This is a genomic window from Ruegeria sp. YTSC199 (genome assembly GCF_059609725.1).
Genome location: NZ_JBXWMF010000007.1, coordinates 168,398 through 184,755, shown reverse-complemented (window position 1 = coordinate 184,755; position 16,358 = coordinate 168,398). Strand labels below are relative to the sequence as shown.

Sequence of the window (16,358 nt, the reverse complement as noted above, 5' to 3'; positions counted from 1 at the left end):
GAAAAGGGCGGCCAAAGCCGCCCTTTGCTTTATTCTTTGGTATTGGCTTACAGCCCCAGCAGTTCCTTGACCTTGGCAACCGTTGCCTCGGCGGTGATGCCGAAATGCTTGTACAGCTCACCCGCCGGAGCAGATGCGCCAAAGCCCGACATGCCGATGAAACCGGCCTTGGCTTCGCGGCCACGCTCGCCCAACAGCCAGCGGTCCCAGCCGCCGGCACGGACGGCGGCCTCGATACCGACGCGCACGGCACCTGCGGGCAGAACGCGCTTGCGGTAGGCTTCGTCCTGCTCGGCGAACAATTCCATACAGGGCATTGAAACAACGCGGGTGCCGATGCCTTCGGCCTCGAGCATCGCTTTGGCCTCCATTGCCAGCGATACTTCGGAGCCGGTGGCGATCAGGATGGCCTGACGTTTGCCCTCGGCTTCGGCCAGAACGTAAGCGCCTTGAGCAACGAGATTTTTGGTTTTGTGTTGTGTCCGCACGGTCGGTACGCCCTGACGAGTCAGCGACAGGACCGAGGGGCTGTCTTTGAAGGTCAGCGCCAGTTCCCAGGCCTCGGCAGTCTCAACCGTGTCGGCAGGGCGGAACACATAGGTGTTTGGCGTCGCGCGTGAGATCGCCAGATGCTCGACCGGCTGGTGGGTCGGGCCGTCTTCGCCCAGACCGATCGAGTCGTGCGTCATGACGAAAACAGTCGGCACCTTCATCAGCGCCGCCAGACGCATGGATGGGCGGGCATAATCGGTGAAGGCCATGAATGTGCCGCCATAGGGGCGGATGCCACCGTGCAACGCCATGCCGTTCATTGCAGCGGCCATCCCGTGCTCGCGGATCCCATAGTGGATGTAGCGGCCCTTGCGGTTTTCCGGCAGGAACACGCCCATATCTGCCGATTTGGTGTTGTTCGAGCCGGTCAGGTCGGCCGAGCCGCCAACGGTTTCGGTCATGATCGGGTTCACGACGTTCAGAACCTTCTCGGACGAGGCGCGGGTGGCCAGTTTTGGCTGGTCTTCCGACATCTGCTTTTTGAATGCGCGGATGGCACCGGCCAGCTTTCTGGGCGCTTCGAACGCATAGGCGCGGTTGAACTCGGCCTGCTTACGCTCGGACAGTTGCGCGAAACGCTCTTCCCATGCAGCGCGCTCAGCGGCACCGCGGGCACCGATGGCCTCCCAAGCGGACTTCACATTGGCGGGGACTTCGAACGCTTCATGCGGCCAGCCGTAGCCGTCTTTTGCTGCTTTCAACTGTTCCTGATCCGTCAAAGCGCCGTGGCCTTTGGATGTATCCTGCGCCGCGTGACCCAGAGCGATGTGGCTTTCACAAGCGATCATGGTCGGCTTGTTCGACTTTTTCGCCTGAACGATGGCGGCGTCGATGGCCTTGGGATCGTGGCCGTCGATCTCGATCACATGCCAGCCCGAGGCCGCGAAACGGCGCACCTGATCGGTGCGGTCGGCCATATCCACGGTGCCGTCGATGGTGATGTTGTTGTTGTCCCAGAAGACGATCAATTTGCTCAGCTCGTGACGACCGGCCAGTGTGATCGCCTCTTGGCTGACGCCTTCCATCAGGCAGCCGTCGCCCGCGATCACATAGGTATAGTGATCCACGACCTTCTTGCCGTAATGCGCGCGCTGAATTTCCTCTGCCATGGCAAAACCCACGGCGTTCGAAATGCCCTGACCCAGCGGGCCTGTGGTGGTTTCGATCCCATCCACTAGGAAGTTTTCCGGGTGACCGGCGGTTTTCGCGCCCAGCTGGCGGAAGTTCTTGATCTCGTCCAGCGTGACGTCAGCATGACCCGTGAGGTAGAGCAGCGAATAGATCAGCATCGAGCCGTGACCCGCCGAAAGGATGAACCGGTCGCGGTCCGGCCAGTTCGGGGCCGAGGCGTCGAATTTCAGGTGCTTTTCGAACAGCACGGTCGCAACGTCGGCCATGCCCATTGGCATGCCGGAATGGCCGGAATTGGCGGCAGCGACGGCGTCAAGGGTCAGGGTGCGGATGGCCGCAGCTTTGTTCCAGTGTTCAGGATTGGCATTGCGCAGCGCAGTCAGGTCCACGGGCGTTGTTCCTTTGGATTACAGGCAGATGGGCGCTCAATACCATCCGCCCCCCAAAGTGCAAGCAGAACTGGGCAATCTGGCCGAGGTGTGGTTCAAGAAAGTGGCCCAAGCTGTTGAAAGCAAACAGTGGGTATTTTCCGTCTCGTTGGGTTAGACTAGGGCAAGACGCGGTTTGTGTTGATTCGGACACAGCTGCGATACAAGGAACCTTGATTAAGAGGTGGCAGGGGCATGAGCCAGATCGAAGAATTACAGCGCCGTATCATTGCCGCAATGGATCGGATCGGAACGGGCGTCGATGCGCTGCGGGACGTAGCACCGGCCAGCGGCGGTGCGGATGGCACCCTGCGCGCGGCACTGGACGATGAACGCGTTGCAAATGCGCAGTTGGAAGAACGTCTGAAATCGCTGAAGGAACGCCACGAGCAGGAAGTCGACGCCATGCGCGTCGATATGGAAAACCTGCGGACGGCGCCGGTTGAAGATCCTGAAAATGGTGCGTTACGGGAACAGTTGGCTGCAGCAACTGCAAAGCTGGCCTCGGTCGAGGCCGCACGCGCCGAATTGGCGGCGGCCAAGGCGGCGTTGGAAAACCAGGATGAGCTTGAAGCGCTAAAGGCTGAAAATGCGCAACTGGCTTCCGCTGTCAGCGCGGCGCAAGAGGTCGAGGCCGAAAATGCACGCCTTCGGTCGGAACTGGCCGACAGCGAACGGGTGGCCGAGTTGAGCGCCGAGTTGGACATGTTACGCGCGGAACGCGCCAGCCACGGCGCGGCGATGTCGCGTCTGGATGACGACCTGCAGCGGATGCGAAAAGCGAATGAGCAATTGCGCAAATCGGTCGACGAATTGCGGGCCGCCGCCGAAGACGGCCTGCCCGATGCCGATCTGCTCAACCGCGCCACGGTGGCCGAGCTTGAGGCGACGCGCGCCGCGCAGGCGACGGATGCGGCCGAGGCACACGCTGTTCTGGCTCGGCTTGAACCGCTGCTGTCGAAGGCGAAATTGGCGGAAGGAGAGGTTGAGTAATGCCCGAAGTGACCATTCAAATCGGTGGGCGCGGCTTTGAGGTCTCGTGCCAGGAAGGCGAAGAGGCATTTCTGCATTCTGCCGCCAAGATGCTGGATGACGAGGCGCAGGTCCTGTCTGATCAGATCGGTAGGATGCCGGAATCGCGCATGTTGCTGATGGCTGGCCTGATGCTGGCGGACAAGACAGCTGGAACGGATGAAAAGATAAATGCGCTCGAAGCAAAACTGGCCGCGGTCGAGGCAGAGTTGCAAGCGCTCAGAAACATGCCGCAACCGGAACCCGAACGGATCGAGGTGGCTGTGGTGCCACCCTCGGTGACAGACACTCTGGCGGAACTGGCCGCGCGGGCCGAAGCCTTGGCTTCCGTGGTCGAAGAAAGGTCTGCGGAATGAGTACGGCCAAATCCCTCGCCTGGGCCGTAGTTTTGGCGCTTCCGGGTAGTTTGGCCTGGGCTGAGATCGATATCCTGCCGGTCACATTCGCCTGCGAGGGAGGGATTCCCCTGCAAGTCGCCTATTTCAACGCGCCCGACGGGTCCAGTGCGGCGGCGATGATGGTGGATAATCAACTGGTCACGTTGCGGCAGGCCGCAAGCGGTTCGGGCATTCGCTATGAATCTGAGGGCGAAGCAGCAGGGACTTATGTCCTGCGCTCCAAAGGCTGGGACGCCACGGTGAGCTTTCTGGCGACAGGTTCGGATGCCGCCAGTGAGCAAATCATTCTACAAAACTGCAGCAGCCGCTGATCAGGCGTTCGCTTCGCGGATTTTGTCTGCGGCTTCTTTGTTGTAGCCGACGCCGTTCTCGTCAAACAGCGTATCCAACTCGCCCGACAGGGTCATCTCGGTGATGATGTCGCAACCGCCGACGAATTCGCCTTTGACGAAAAGCTGCGGCACAGTCGGCCAGTCCGAATAATCCTTGATGCCCTGACGCACATGTTCATCGGCCAGAACGTTCACGTCAGTGAAATCCACGCCCATGTAGTTCAGAACACCGGCCACGCGGGACGAAAACCCGCACTGCGGCATTTCCTTGGTGCCTTTCATGTAAAGCACCACATCGTTGGCTTTGACGGTTTCGTCGATTTGGGTTTTAACGTCGCTCATCTTGCTTGTCCTCTTCACCCGCATCCGGGGCGGTCGTTTCATTCTTTGACGGGTCAGAGGTCCATCCTTCTTCCTCCAACCGTCGGTGTTCGGCTTGCGCCAGGGCCAACGGATCCAGCCCGTATCTTTCGATGCCGCCGACCTTGCTGATTTTGTCCGGATCGGGACGCATGTCGGCGAGGTTACGCTTTCTGTTCCGCTTCACATAGGCTTCGATCAGAGCGGCGGCAACTATCAATGCTGCGATTACACCTATCCAGAACAACCAGCCACTCATTTTTTAGGGGACATTGCTTTGGTGTATTCTTGAGGGTCCTTGGGCACACGAACGATTGTTCCATGGCCACCACCGGGTCCACCTGAATCGTAGCTGGCATTGATCATCTGATCACCTCTACCCGGAAAAGTACCGCGTTTTGGCTTTTGGTCGAGCTTCTCGCGACTACGCGCCAGAAAAGCAACAAGTATTACTACTGCCAAAATGCCAGCAACGCCAATTGCAAGATCCATTACTCTGGCGCTTTAGTGGTTAGCGCCAGAGCGTGCAACTCTCCATCCGGTCCGTCCATCTTGCCCTTCAGCGCGGCATAGACCGCACGTTGTTGCTGAACCCGGTTTTTCCCGCGAAAGCTTTCGTCTACCACCATTGCGGACATGTGTACGCCGTCTTGCCCGCCGACCTGAATTTCCGCATTGGGAAAGGCTTCGCGCAGCAGGTGTTCGATTTCGTGGGCGCTCATCGGCATGTAGGTAACTCCTGAAGGTCTTTCCCAAGATGTAGAGCGCCCGGACGTGGCGCGCAAGGGTGTGAACAGGGTCTCGAAACGACAAAACCTGCGCCGGTCCGGGCACAGGTTTCTCAATGCGGTTCTGATCTGTTATCAGGCTACAGCTTCGGCAAAGCTGCTGCGGAATGTGGCAGCCAGATCTTCAAGCGTGGCTTCGGAATTTCCGACCTTGATTGTATCGCCGGTGAAGCGTCCGACCGAGACCAGCGGAACGCCGGCCTGACCGGCCGTGATCATAAGCGCTTCGGCCTGATCGAAGTTGCAGGCGACCAGATAACGGGCCTGATCCTCTCCGAACAGGAACTCGGTCGAGGCATCGTCGAGATGAACGCCAACACCCGCTGCTTCGGCCAGTTCGAACGCGGCCAAAGCAAGACCTCCGTCGCCCAAATCGGTGCAGGCTTTGATCATCTCGCGATTGGCGCGAATGAATTCGCCATTGCGCTTTTCCGTGTCCAGATCGACATGCGGGGCATCGCCGTCTTCGCGGTTGAACACTTCGGCCAGAAGGGCTGACTGACCCAGATGGCCGTTGGTTTCACCGATGACCAGCGCGACGTGGCCTTCGCGGACTTCATTGCCGATGATTTCGTCGCTGTGATTCAGCAGACCAACCGCACCGATGGTCGGGGTGGGTAAGATTGCCTGACCGTCGGTCTCATTATACAGCGACACGTTGCCTGACACGATGGGCATATCCAGTGCTGCAACGGCTTTACCAATGCCTTGGATCGCACCGACAAACTGGCCCATGATCTCGGGCTTTTCGGGGTTGCCGAAATTCAGGTTGTCGGTGGTTGCGAGTGGCTTGGCCCCCACGGCGGTCAGGTTGCGGTAGGCTTCGGCAACCGCCTGCTTGCCGCCCTCAACAGGGTTGGCGCGGACATAGCGAGGCGTGACATCACTGGTGAAGGCCAGTGTTTTGTCAGTTCCATGCACGCGGACCATGCCTGCACCTAGGCCCGGCGTGCGGGCAGTGTCGGCCATGACCATGGTGTCGTATTGTTCGTAGACCCATTGCTTGCCCGCATAGTTCGGTGAAGCAAGCAAGGCGCGCAGGCCGTCGATCGGGTCGATCTGAGGGACCTCGGCCAATTCTTCGGCTTCGGGTGTGGGTTCCCATGGGCGGTCATATTCCGGCGCGGTCGAAGACAGTTTAGACAGCACCAAGTCGGCTTTGACTTCACCGTTATGGACGATCAGGAACCGGTCTTCGGCAATGGTCTCGCCTACGATGGCAAAGTCCAGATCCCATTTCTCGAACACCGCACGGGCCTCGGCCTCTAGCTCGGGCTTGAGGACCATCAGCATGCGTTCCTGAGATTCCGACAGCATCATCTCGTACGCGGTCATGTCCTCTTCGCGCTGGGGGACGTTCTCCAAGTCCAGACGTACGCCCAGACCACCCTTGTCGCCCATTTCAACGGCAGAACAGGTCAGACCCGCAGCACCCATATCCTGGATCGAGATTACGGCGCCGGTCCGCATCAGTTCCAGCGTTGCCTCCATCAGGCGCTTTTCGGTGAACGGGTCGCCGACCTGAACGGTGGGACGCTTTTCTTCGATGGTATCGTCGAATTCAGCCGAGGCCATGGTTGCACCGCCCACGCCGTCACGACCGGTCTTGGCGCCCAGATAAACGACAGGCATACCGACGCCCGAAGCTGCCGAGTAGAAAATCTTATCGCTGTCGGCCAAACCTGCAGCAAACGCGTTCACCAGGCAGTTGCCGTTATAGGCCGGATGGAAACGAACTTCACCGCCGACGCAGGGAACACCAAAGCAGTTGCCATAGCCGCCGATGCCTTCGACCACACCGTTCACCAGTTGGCGGGTCTTGTGGTGGCCGGGTTCACCAAAAGACAGAGCGTTCATAGACGCGATGGGGCGCGCGCCCATGGTGAAGACGTCGCGCAGGATGCCGCCGACACCTGTTGCCGCACCCTGATAGGGTTCAATGTAGGAGGGGTGGTTATGGCTCTCCATCTTGAAGACCACCGCCTGACCGTCGCCGATATCGACAACACCCGCGTTCTCACCCGGTCCGCATATCACCTGAGGTCCCGAGGTGGGCAGGGTACGCAGCCATTTCTTGGACGACTTGTAGGAACAATGCTCGTTCCACATGGCCGAAAAGATGCCCAGTTCGGTGAAGGTCGGCTCGCGCCCGATGATCTCGAGGATCATGTCGTATTCGTCGGGCTTGAGCCCGTGTGCGGCGATCAGGTCTGGTGTGATTGCGGGCTCTTGCATCTTCTGTCCTGTGTCCAAGTGGGCCGAGATTGCGCGCCTTTTAGGCCAAGGGCGCGCCCGTGGAAAGGGTTAAGACCCGCAAGGCATAGTTTGACGCGGCCTGGGGGCAAAAAAACGGCCGCCCGGCTGGTTGAGCAGGGCGGCCATCATGATCTTTCAGGTATCTTCGTTCTACTCCGGCGCGCCGTGAGCGGAACCGGGTTTTTGGCCCTGCTGTTCGGCTTGCTGGTTGGCGGCTTCACCGGCAGCAGCCCCGATGGCGGCTTTTTGTTCCTCAGTCAGGTGATCGGCGTCGTCCAGGCCAGGGATCGCTACGCGCACCTCGCGGCGGGCAAAGTCGATGCCGTTTTCCTTGAAAGCGGCCTTCACGCGATTGAAGATTTCCTTGCGCAGGGTGAACTGCTTGCCGGGTTTAGCCATGAACTTGCCACGGATAATCATGCCCACATCATCAAAGTCAAACACACCCTGAGACTTGAAGGGCTGCAGGAAACCCTCCTTGTGGGTCTCGTCCTCCATCATCTCGGCGCCGATCTTCTTGAAGATCTTCTTCACCTTGTTGGGATCGGTGTCGAAGGGCACGGTGAATTTCAGTTTCATGATGACCCAGTCGCGGCTGTAGTTGGTCAGCTTCTGAATCTCACCATAGGGAATGGTGTGAACCGGGCCGCGGTGGTGACGCAGTTGCATCGAGCGGATCGAGATTTTCTCGACCGTTCCGGTGGTGCCACCGACATCCACATATTCGCCAACCCGGAAAGCATCATCCACCAGAAAGAAAATGCCGCCGACGATGTCAGCCACCAGTTTTTGGGCGCCAAAGCCGATGGCCAAACCCAACACACCAGCACCGGCCAAAAGCGGAGTGATATTGATCCCCAAAGCCCCTAGGGCAAGCAGAACAAAGATCACCGCGATGGCGGCCTGCGCGGTCACACGCAGCAGCGGCAGAACCGTCGCCAAGCGCGAACCGCCCGAACCACCGCCTTCACCGGCCTCTTCGTCGGGGCTTTGCTCGGCTGCAGTTTGTTCTTTCGCCAGACGACGGTTGATCCAGAGCGAGACGACCTCGTTCAGGATGTAGCCGATGGCGATGATGATGAAGAACTGGATCAGCTTGCTACCGGATTCGGCACCACCACCTGCGATTTCCTGCAGGTCCAAATCCCATGCCCTGGCAATCATCAGGATTACCAGAATGCCAGCCAAAACCCGGCCGATGCGGATATAGCTGCGTTTGGTGGACCTATACGCCCGCTCGGCCACGGGGCCTTCGCCTTGCATCGGCGGCTGAAGATGGCGCACCAAGCCGCGGATCAACGTGTCCAGCGCCGGTGCGATCAACAACCAAAACATGGTCGTGAAATGCGCTCCCTGAACCAGCAAGATGCGGGTCACCGGATCGCGCTGCGCGGCCAGAAACTCAACAAGCAGCCAGATCACCGCCGAAACGCCAATAGCGAAATAGGGGTAATAATGCGCCACCTCCTCGTCGAACTTGGTGTGATCGGGGTCGGTGCCCAGCATCATCTGTGACAGGCCTTCACGCGCTTTCCAGGCAATCACACCGATGTAGATGTGGATTGCTGCGTTCAGCCAGAACCCAATGCGAGTTTCCCCTCCGGTGACGCCGTTCAGTTGATTAAAGCGGAGGATGAACAGTGTGAACCCGATTAGCAGCAAAAGGCCGATCAGATTGCGATGCAGGTATTTCGCCCAATGGTCGTCAATGTTCACAAGGCGGAAATGAGGTTTGTTCGGCGCCAGGACAAAGCGCGAGGCGGCAGCGCCCAACCGCGGAATCCAGACTAGATAGAACACGAAGGGCGCGGCATAGGTTAGTTGTTCCGGCGTTAGAAGTACGCGTCCGAGGGCACGGATGACGACGTAGAAAACCACCAGGCCGGCGATCTCGCGACAGAAGCGGCGGAACAAGTAGCTGACGGCCCCCCACAGATCATTCTCATCCGCAGCTTCGGTCTGATTGTGCCACTTTCGGGTCAGCAAGCCGAACAGCTTTTCCGCGATGAAGCCGGCGACCAGAACGCTCAGCACCAGCCCCATTAGGACAAACACACCGTTGGTCCCGAATGTGCCGATGAAATTATCGATTGCATGCACCTGTGCGCTGAAAAGGTTTGGCACGGTGACTGCAACGTGCGTCCACGACGCCACCATTTCGGCCCAAATCTCGTTGAGTTCAGTTATCGGGTCTTCACGATCCGCTGCCTCAGCGGCGTGTTTTTCCGCGACCGCATCCAGACGCTCTAACAAAATGGCGCGAACTTGATCGTCGGACATACGTGCGACCAGATCGTCGACCTGTTCAGGTGTCAGGTCTTCTGGAATGCTGACAGGGGCGGTGGAACCGGTCGAGCCGTTGCTCTGCGCCAATACTGGCCCGGTCAGGCAAACAACGGAAATTATCACCAGCAATAGGCGAAAGGGCTGAAACATCGAATCTGTCCTCGAACACAAGTCTTCGTGATTTTTTCGTGATCATAGGTCTAAGTGCCCGGAAATCACAGAAGTTTTGGCGATCAGACTGGCACATGTGGCCTTAAGCCAAAAAAAAGGCCGAGCACTAAGCTCGGCCGTAGTCCAACAGGGAGGTATGAAGATGATGAGCGTTTCAGCATCACCGCCTTCGAGTGCTCATTTAGGGATCAGTTTGTGAACGATCAAGATTTTTCAGACTGATTGCTGATCATGCCCGCTATGCTGCGTGTGCATAGCTAGAGTTTTCCCATCTGCTTCAACTGCTTGCGTTGTGCGATGATCTCATCCTGAACGAAGTCACGGAAGGCTTCGACGCGTTTGGAATGGCGCAATTCCTCGGGGTAGGCGAGATAGACGGGAACGTCTGCGGTTTCGATATCTGACAGGATCGGAACAAGATGCGGGAAATCCTGCGTCACGTAATCCGGCAGCACGCCGATACCCAGATTGTGAAGCACGCCCTGCAGGACGCCGAAATAGTTGTTCACAGTCAGCAGCGAGCCGGGATTATACGTCATCAGGTGTCGTACCATTGATGCGCTTGCACCGACCTGAGGGGCCGAGGGCGTCTGACAAATCAGCCGGTGGTCCTTGATTTCGTCCAGTGACTCCAGCATCCCACCATGCGTTTCGATGTATTCCTGGGTCGCGTACAGCATCATCTGTACGGTCATCAGCCGCTTGCGGACCAGATCGGCCTGGCTGGGTTCTTTCATGCGGATAGCGACGTCGGCTTCGCGCATGGGCAGGTCCAGCACACGCTCTTCCAGCATCAGGTCGATGTTGAGGTCGGGGTATTGCTCGTACAATTTCGGCAGGCGAGGGGCTAGCCACAGCGTACCGAAGCCGAAAGTGGTTGTGACCCGCAGGACGCCAAAGACCTCTTCTTCGCTGTCGCGAATACGGGCTGCAGCGGCATCCAGGCGTTTTGACATGGCCGAGGTTGCATCGAACAGCAACTCACCCTGTTCGGTCAGGATCAAGCCGCGTGCGTGTCGGTGAAAAAGGGTCGAATCAAGCGACTCTTCCAGTGCTCTAATCTGTCGGCTGACGGCCGATTGCGACAGGTTTAGTTTGTCACCTGCATGAGTCAGGCTGCCTGCATCTGCCACTGCGTGAAATATTCTAAGCTTATCCCAATCCATCGCCGCAACTCTCGTTATTCTTCGGAACGCCTATATGAAATAGGTAACAACTTCCACATTCAAAGGCTGAAATCCTTAGGTTTCAGAGGATAAAGTCTATACAGGTCAGAAATTATGACCTAAAATGGGTGAAAATTTTGCACACTGATCTGACGAGGGGAGACGTCTGATGAGTCAGCCACAAATATCGCTGAATGACCGGTTCGATCTGGAAAAGAACCCAGTCCTTTTGAACGGGACGCAAGCGCTTGTGCGCCTGATGCTTATTCAAAAGGCGCGGGACATGCAGGTGGGGTTGAACACGGCGGGTCTGGTGACCGGATATCGCGGGTCGCCGCTGGGTGCCGTGGACCAGCAGATGATGCGGGCGCAAAAACAACTGACTGAAAGCGACGTCACGTTTCAGTACGGATTGAACGAGGATCTGGCCGCCACCGCCCTATGGGGCAGCCAGCAAGCGGGGCTGCGCGGGGACGGGCGGTTTGATGGCGTGTTCGGCCTATGGTACGGCAAAGGACCTGGTGTTGACCGATCCGGGGATGTGATGCGCCACGCCAACATGGCGGGCACGGCCAAGCATGGCGGCGTGCTAGTGGCGATGGGCGATGATCACACCGGCGAAAGCTCAACCGTTCTGCATCAGTCCGAATGGTCGCTGGTCGATATGTACATGCCAATTGTCAGCCCGGCGGGTGTCCAGGAGGTTTTGGATTACGGTGTCTACGGGTTTGCGCTCAGCCGGTTCTCCGGGCTTTGGGTCGGTCTGAAGACGATGAAGGACACGATTGAAGTCACATCGGTCGTAGACGGCAGCGCGGATCGAATGAAGTTGGTCGTGCCTGAGTTCGACATGCCCGAAGGTGGGCTCAACATCCGTTTGGGCGACACACCGCACCTGCAGGAAGGGCGGATGATCGACTATAAACGTTTCGCTGCCGAAACGTTCTCGCACGCCAACAAGATGGACCGTCGGGTCTGGGGCAAGCCCGGGGCCAAAGTCGGTTTTGTCGCGGCAGGCAAGAACTGGCTGGACCTGACCCATGCGATGTCCCTTTTGAACATCGACGAGGCCGAAGCCGAGCGTCTGGGCATCACAACCTACAAGATCGGACAAACCTTCCCGCTGGACATGGCCGGATTTCATGACTGGGCTCAAGGGTTAGACCTGATTGTAATCGTTGAAGAAAAGCGCAAGCTGATCGAGGTGCAGGTCAAAGAAGCCATTTTCGACGATCGCCGCGGTCGCCGTGTGTACGGCTGGTACAAAGGCGGGGCCGGGACGCTGCACCGCGAAGAACTGTTCCCGACGCGTGGCGCTCTGGACCCGATCATGATCGCCGAGAAACTGGGCGAGATTCTGATCGAAGAGGGCCGGGATACCGACGGTGTTCGCGCTGGCCTGGCCAGCCTGTCCGAGGCTAGACGGGCCGACAATGCCGAGGAAATCGCGACGCGCCTGCCGTATTTTTGTTCGGGCTGCCCGCATAACAGCTCCACCCGGCTACCCGATGGTAGCCGCGCCTATGCGGGCATCGGATGTCACTACATGGTGCAGTGGATGGACCGCGACACCACCGGCTTCACGCAGATGGGCGGTGAGGGTGCAAACTGGATCGGTGAGGCGCCATTCTCGACCACCAAACACGTGTTCCAGAACCTTGGCGACGGGACATATAACCACTCGGGTGTGCAGGCGGTCCGGGCGGCTTTGTCGGCGGGCACGAATATCACCTTCAAGATCCTGTTCAACGACGCCGTCGCTATGACCGGCGGGCAGGAGAACGAAGGTGGCCTGACGGCAGAACGGATCGTGGCCGAAGTCAAGGCCATGGGCGTTCAGCATGTCGCGGTGGTTTATGATGAAAAAGAAGACTTGAATTACAAGGCTCTGCCCGCCGGAGTTGAAACCTTTGAACGAGCCGAACTGATGCAAGTGCAGGAACGGTTCCGTGAGATCGAGGGCGTCTCGGTCATCGTCTACGTGCAAACCTGCGCCGCCGAAAAACGGCGACGGCGCAAAAAGGGTGCGTTCCCGGATCCGGACAAACGGGTCTTTATCAACACAGATATCTGCGAAGGATGCGGTGATTGCGGTGTGCAGTCGAACTGCGTCTCGATTGTGCCCGTCGAGACCGAATTGGGCCGGAAGCGGGCCATCGACCAATCCAGCTGCAACAAGGACTACTCTTGTATCAACGGGTTTTGCCCGTCGTTCATAACGTTGGAAGGCGCGCAAATCCGAAAAGAGGCAACCACCGAAATCGACCTGCCGGATTTGCCTGAACCCGTGCTGCCAGAGATCAAAGGCACTTATAACGTGGTCATCACCGGAATTGGGGGCACCGGCGTCGTGACCTTGGGTGCCATATTGGCGCAAGCGGCACAGATCGACGGCAAAGGCGCCGGGATGATGGAGATGGCAGGTTTGGCTCAGAAGGGAGGCGCGGTGCATATCAACTGCCGCCTGGCCAACCGCCCCGAAGATATCAGCGCCATTCGCGTCGCCACGGGCGAGGCGCATGCCTTGATCGGTGGCGATCTGGTGGTATCCGCCGGGGCCAAGACGTTGGGCCTGACACGGGCCGGCCAAACCGGGGCTGTTGTCAACAGCCATGAAACCGTCACCGGTGATTTCACCCGTGATATCGAGTTTAGAATTCCGGGCGACAGACTCAAACTGTCATTGCAGGCGCGATTGAAAGAGTATGTCTCGCTGTTCGATGCCACCGATCTGGCGCGCGCCGTGATGGGGGATTCGATCTATTCCAACATGATGATATTCGGCGCGGCATGGCAACGCGGTCTTCTGCCTGTCAGCTATCAGGCGTTCGTATCGGCCATTGAACTGAATGGCACGGCGGTCGAGCGCAACAAACGCGCCTTCAACATCGGGCGTTGGGCCGTACTGCATCCGGAGGAGGTTGCAGGGATTCTAGAGCCTAACACGGCTGAATTGCCGAAGACTCTGGACGCGATTATTGGTTTTCGTGTGCAACACCTGACCGCTTACCAAAATGGTCGCTTGGCCAAGCGATATCTCAAATTGGTCAATGGGTTTGACGATGAAGGCATCCGCAAGGCCGTGGCAAAAGGCTATCACAAGCTGTTGTCTTATAAGGATGAATACGAGGTTGCCCGCCTGATGCTGGACAGTCGGGATAAGGCGGCGGCAGAGTTTGATGGGGATTTCAAAATGACCCTCCATTTGGCCCCGCCCATTCTGGGTGGGACCGGATCGGACGGTCGACCGAAGAAACGAGCGTATGGGGAATGGTTGCTGAAGCCGATGAAAGTTCTGGCCAAACTGAAAGTCCTGCGTGGGACACCACTGGACATTTTCGGTTACAATGCCGAACGGCGGTTGGAACGGAAGCTGATCAAGCAATATGAGCGGGATATCAAAGAGATAAAACCTCTTGTTTCCCCCCAAACGCGGGATGCGATTATCGCCCTTGCGCAATTGCCGTTGGACATTCGTGGGTTCGGGCCGGTTTTGCGCACAAACGAGGCCAAAGCGGCCAAACGGCGCGAAGAACTGCTGTCCTCGATCCGCGACGGAGGACCCGAACTGCGCGCGGCGGCGGAATAAAACGTCACGGTCGTGTCACGGAACCTAGGCAAAATTGTTGCTTAAACATATCTTGCACGCAGCAAACCTCGGAGATTCGAATGCCTTCGCGCCGTCATGTCGCTCGTGACATTTCTTATGCTTATTCCGCCGAAACCAAAGGTGGGCAGATGGTGATCAAGCTGATGGAGAACACCACCGGCCGTATGCGCCTGATCAAGCGCGCGGACGGGTACGAGAAAGAGGTCGCCAAAGGGCGCGATTTCTGGTCGGTGATGGTGGAACGCTACGGGTTGTCTCTGGACGTGGTCGGCGGGGCGTTGTCGAACGTTCCCAACGACGGTCCGGTAATCCTGATTGCCAATCACCCCTATGGTATTCTCGACGGGATGATGATGGGCCACATCTTGTCTCAAACCCGGGGTGATTTCCGTATTCTAGCCAACCATGTTTTCCGCAAGGCCGAGGATCTGAACCGCATCATTCTGCCGATCTCGTTTGATGAAACGAAGGAGGCTATGAAGCTGAACCTGGAAACCCGCAAGACCGCTCTGAACTATTTGAGCGAGGGCGGGGCGATTGGTGTTTTCCCCGGAGGGACGGTTAGCACTGGAGCCAAGCCGTTCTCACATCCGATGGACCCGGGCTGGCGCGGGTTCACGGCCCGTATGGTGGCCAAGTCGAACGCCACAGTGGTGCCGGTTTTCTTTGATGGACACACCTCACGCCTGTTTCAGATCGCAAGTCATTTGCATAATACCCTGCGCATGGGTTTGCTGATCAAAGAGTTCAGGAAACGCGTTGATACGCCGGTCAAAGTGGTGATCGGAGACCCCATCGGGCGCGACGTTCTGGATCCATTGGCGAAGGACACGCGCAAGATGATGGATTTCTTGCGCAAAGCCACGTATGAGCTGTCCCCAACACCGCTGGAGTCTTATGACTACGGCTATGAATTTGAGGAACGGCATCGCGCCTAAAGGGGCAAATGGCAGTAGGTATCTTTGATTCTGGATTGGGCGGTCTGACCGTTCTGGAAGCCGCGCAGAAACGTCTGCCGGACGTGGATTTCCTGTATTTTGCGGACAGCGCTCATACCCCCTATGGCGTGCGCGATGCCGAGAATATCTATGATCTGACACGGCGTGCCGTTTACGATCTGTGGAACCGCGGCTGTGATTTGGTGATTCTGGCCTGTAATACCGCCAGTGCGGCAGCTTTGCGCCGGATGCAGGAAGAAGGCGTGCCCGACGGTAAGCGCGTTCTGGGCGTTTTTGTGCCACTGATCGAGGCCCTGACCGAGCGACAGTGGGGCGACAACAGCCCTCCGCGTGAGGTCGCCGTCAAACATGTGGCGCTGTTTGCAACGCCTGCGACGGTGTCCAGCCGGGCCTTCCAGCGGGAACTGGCGTTTCGCGCGATTGGTGTGGACGTCGAGGCGCAGGCGTGCGGCGGTGTGGTCGATGCCATCGAAGACGGCGACATGATCCTTGCCGAGGCACTGGTGCGCAGCCATGTGGATGCGCTGAAACGAAAAATGCCGGAACCGCAGGCTGCGATTCTGGGCTGCACCCATTACCCGCTGATCGCAGAGACCTTTCAGGCCGCCTTGGGCTCGGATGTTCAGGTGTTCAGCCAAGGTTCTCTGGTGGCCGAGAGCCTTGCGGATTACCTGCTGCGGCACCCGAAGATGCAGGGTGAGGGTAAGGGCGGGTTTCTGACCACTGGCAAGCCCGGCACTGTCAGCGATCGGGCCACGCAGTTCCTCCGACGACAAATCACGTTCGAGGCCGCCTGACTTAGGTCAAGGACGAGCCAGCGCAATCTCCTTAATTCGAAGGCCGTCACATCGGCGGTCGTGATATGTGACACTATGGAACAAGAGGTCTG

14 protein-coding genes are annotated in these 16,358 nt (G+C 58.2%); 6 read left to right on the top strand and 8 right to left on the bottom strand.

Features of this window, described 5'->3' with window-relative positions; genetic code table 11:
- Positions 1-47: 47 nt before the first annotated feature.
- Positions 48-2,072, bottom strand: a complete 2,025-nt coding sequence (tkt, locus tag AC2FEE_RS09335) for a transketolase (protein ID WP_496864653.1) — start codon at positions 2,070-2,072, stop codon at positions 48-50.
- A 234-nt stretch (positions 2,073-2,306) separates the two neighbouring features.
- Between tkt and AC2FEE_RS09330 the strand changes: the two genes are divergently transcribed.
- The 3 genes from AC2FEE_RS09330 to AC2FEE_RS09320 are packed head-to-tail and all read left to right on the top strand — an operon-like array spanning position 2,307 to position 3,852.
- Positions 2,307-3,104, top strand: a complete 798-nt coding sequence (locus AC2FEE_RS09330) for a hypothetical protein (protein WP_496864651.1) — start codon at positions 2,307-2,309, stop codon at positions 3,102-3,104.
- Positions 3,104-3,499 carry a cell division protein ZapA gene (locus AC2FEE_RS09325; RefSeq protein ID WP_496864650.1) on the top strand — a complete coding sequence of 132 codons (396 nt, stop codon included), beginning with the start codon at positions 3,104-3,106 and terminating at the stop codon, positions 3,497-3,499. The genes AC2FEE_RS09330 and AC2FEE_RS09325 overlap by 1 nt, the downstream gene beginning before the upstream one ends.
- Positions 3,496-3,852, top strand: a complete 357-nt coding sequence (locus AC2FEE_RS09320) for an MliC family protein (RefSeq protein WP_496864648.1) — start codon at positions 3,496-3,498, stop codon at positions 3,850-3,852. The genes AC2FEE_RS09325 and AC2FEE_RS09320 overlap by 4 nt, the downstream gene beginning before the upstream one ends.
- Here the strand turns inward: AC2FEE_RS09320 and grxD are convergent, their stop codons facing one another.
- The 7 genes from grxD to AC2FEE_RS09285 form a co-directional block, all read right to left on the bottom strand.
- The gene (grxD, locus tag AC2FEE_RS09315) at positions 3,853-4,215 is read right to left on the bottom strand and encodes a Grx4 family monothiol glutaredoxin (protein ID WP_496864647.1); all 363 of its coding nucleotides are present in this window, start codon (positions 4,213-4,215) and stop codon (positions 3,853-3,855) included.
- Entirely contained in the window at positions 4,202-4,492 is a 291-nt protein-coding gene (locus AC2FEE_RS09310; RefSeq protein ID WP_496864646.1) for a hypothetical protein, read from the bottom strand. Before AC2FEE_RS09310 ends, grxD begins: the two co-directional genes overlap by 14 nt.
- Positions 4,489-4,725 carry a hypothetical protein gene (locus AC2FEE_RS09305; protein WP_496864645.1) on the bottom strand — a complete coding sequence of 79 codons (237 nt, stop codon included), beginning with the start codon at positions 4,723-4,725 and terminating at the stop codon, positions 4,489-4,491. Before AC2FEE_RS09305 ends, AC2FEE_RS09310 begins: the two co-directional genes overlap by 4 nt.
- Positions 4,725-4,961 (bottom strand): BolA/IbaG family iron-sulfur metabolism protein, encoded by a 237-nt coding sequence (locus tag AC2FEE_RS09300; RefSeq protein ID WP_496864643.1) that lies wholly within the window; start codon positions 4,959-4,961, stop codon positions 4,725-4,727. Before AC2FEE_RS09300 ends, AC2FEE_RS09305 begins: the two co-directional genes overlap by 1 nt.
- 135 nt (positions 4,962-5,096) lie before the next feature.
- Positions 5,097-7,256, bottom strand: coding sequence for a phosphoribosylformylglycinamidine synthase subunit PurL (purL, locus tag AC2FEE_RS09295; RefSeq protein ID WP_496864642.1), 2,160 nt, complete (start codon positions 7,254-7,256; stop codon positions 5,097-5,099).
- 171 nt (positions 7,257-7,427) lie between these two features.
- Positions 7,428-9,713 (bottom strand): mechanosensitive ion channel family protein, encoded by a 2,286-nt coding sequence (locus AC2FEE_RS09290; protein ID WP_496864640.1) that lies wholly within the window; start codon positions 9,711-9,713, stop codon positions 7,428-7,430.
- A 278-nt stretch (positions 9,714-9,991) separates the two neighbouring features.
- Positions 9,992-10,900, bottom strand: a complete 909-nt coding sequence (locus AC2FEE_RS09285; RefSeq protein ID WP_480590811.1) for a LysR family transcriptional regulator — start codon at positions 10,898-10,900, stop codon at positions 9,992-9,994.
- A 169-nt stretch (positions 10,901-11,069) separates the two neighbouring features.
- Between AC2FEE_RS09285 and AC2FEE_RS09280 the strand changes: the two genes are divergently transcribed.
- The 3 genes from AC2FEE_RS09280 (at position 11,070) to AC2FEE_RS09270 (ending at position 16,266) form a co-directional block, all read left to right on the top strand.
- Positions 11,070-14,489 (top strand): indolepyruvate ferredoxin oxidoreductase family protein, encoded by a 3,420-nt coding sequence (locus AC2FEE_RS09280; protein ID WP_496864639.1) that lies wholly within the window; start codon positions 11,070-11,072, stop codon positions 14,487-14,489.
- An 80-nt stretch (positions 14,490-14,569) separates the two neighbouring features.
- A complete protein-coding gene (locus AC2FEE_RS09275) occupies positions 14,570-15,448 on the top strand; it encodes a lysophospholipid acyltransferase family protein (RefSeq protein WP_496864638.1) in 879 nt (292 codons plus the stop codon).
- Between the two features lie 8 nt (positions 15,449-15,456).
- A complete protein-coding gene (locus AC2FEE_RS09270) occupies positions 15,457-16,266 on the top strand; it encodes a glutamate racemase (protein ID WP_496864637.1) in 810 nt (269 codons plus the stop codon).
- The last annotated feature ends 92 nt before the right edge of the window (positions 16,267-16,358 follow it).

Bases quoted from the DNA above. Each gene is read 5' to 3' on its own strand.
- AC2FEE_RS09280 (WP_496864639.1), top strand. From the start codon at position 11,070: ATGAGTCAGCCACAAATATCGCTGAATGACCGGTTCGATCTGGAAAAG.
- AC2FEE_RS09285 (WP_480590811.1), bottom strand. From the start codon at position 10,900: ATGGATTGGGATAAGCTTAGAATATTTCACGCAGTGGCAGATGCAGGC.
- AC2FEE_RS09290 (WP_496864640.1), bottom strand. From the start codon at position 9,713: ATGTTTCAGCCCTTTCGCCTATTGCTGGTGATAATTTCCGTTGTTTGC.
- grxD (WP_496864647.1), bottom strand. From the start codon at position 4,215: ATGAGCGACGTTAAAACCCAAATCGACGAAACCGTCAAAGCCAACGAT.
- AC2FEE_RS09325 (WP_496864650.1), top strand. From the start codon at position 3,104: ATGCCCGAAGTGACCATTCAAATCGGTGGGCGCGGCTTTGAGGTCTCG.
- AC2FEE_RS09320 (WP_496864648.1), top strand. From the start codon at position 3,496: ATGAGTACGGCCAAATCCCTCGCCTGGGCCGTAGTTTTGGCGCTTCCG.
- purL (WP_496864642.1), bottom strand. From the start codon at position 7,256: ATGCAAGAGCCCGCAATCACACCAGACCTGATCGCCGCACACGGGCTC.
- AC2FEE_RS09330 (WP_496864651.1), top strand. From the start codon at position 2,307: ATGAGCCAGATCGAAGAATTACAGCGCCGTATCATTGCCGCAATGGAT.
- AC2FEE_RS09275 (WP_496864638.1), top strand. From the start codon at position 14,570: ATGCCTTCGCGCCGTCATGTCGCTCGTGACATTTCTTATGCTTATTCC.
- AC2FEE_RS09310 (WP_496864646.1), bottom strand. From the start codon at position 4,492: ATGAGTGGCTGGTTGTTCTGGATAGGTGTAATCGCAGCATTGATAGTT.
- AC2FEE_RS09270 (WP_496864637.1), top strand. From the start codon at position 15,457: ATGGCAGTAGGTATCTTTGATTCTGGATTGGGCGGTCTGACCGTTCTG.
- AC2FEE_RS09300 (WP_496864643.1), bottom strand. From the start codon at position 4,961: ATGCCGATGAGCGCCCACGAAATCGAACACCTGCTGCGCGAAGCCTTT.
- AC2FEE_RS09305 (WP_496864645.1), bottom strand. From the start codon at position 4,725: ATGGATCTTGCAATTGGCGTTGCTGGCATTTTGGCAGTAGTAATACTT.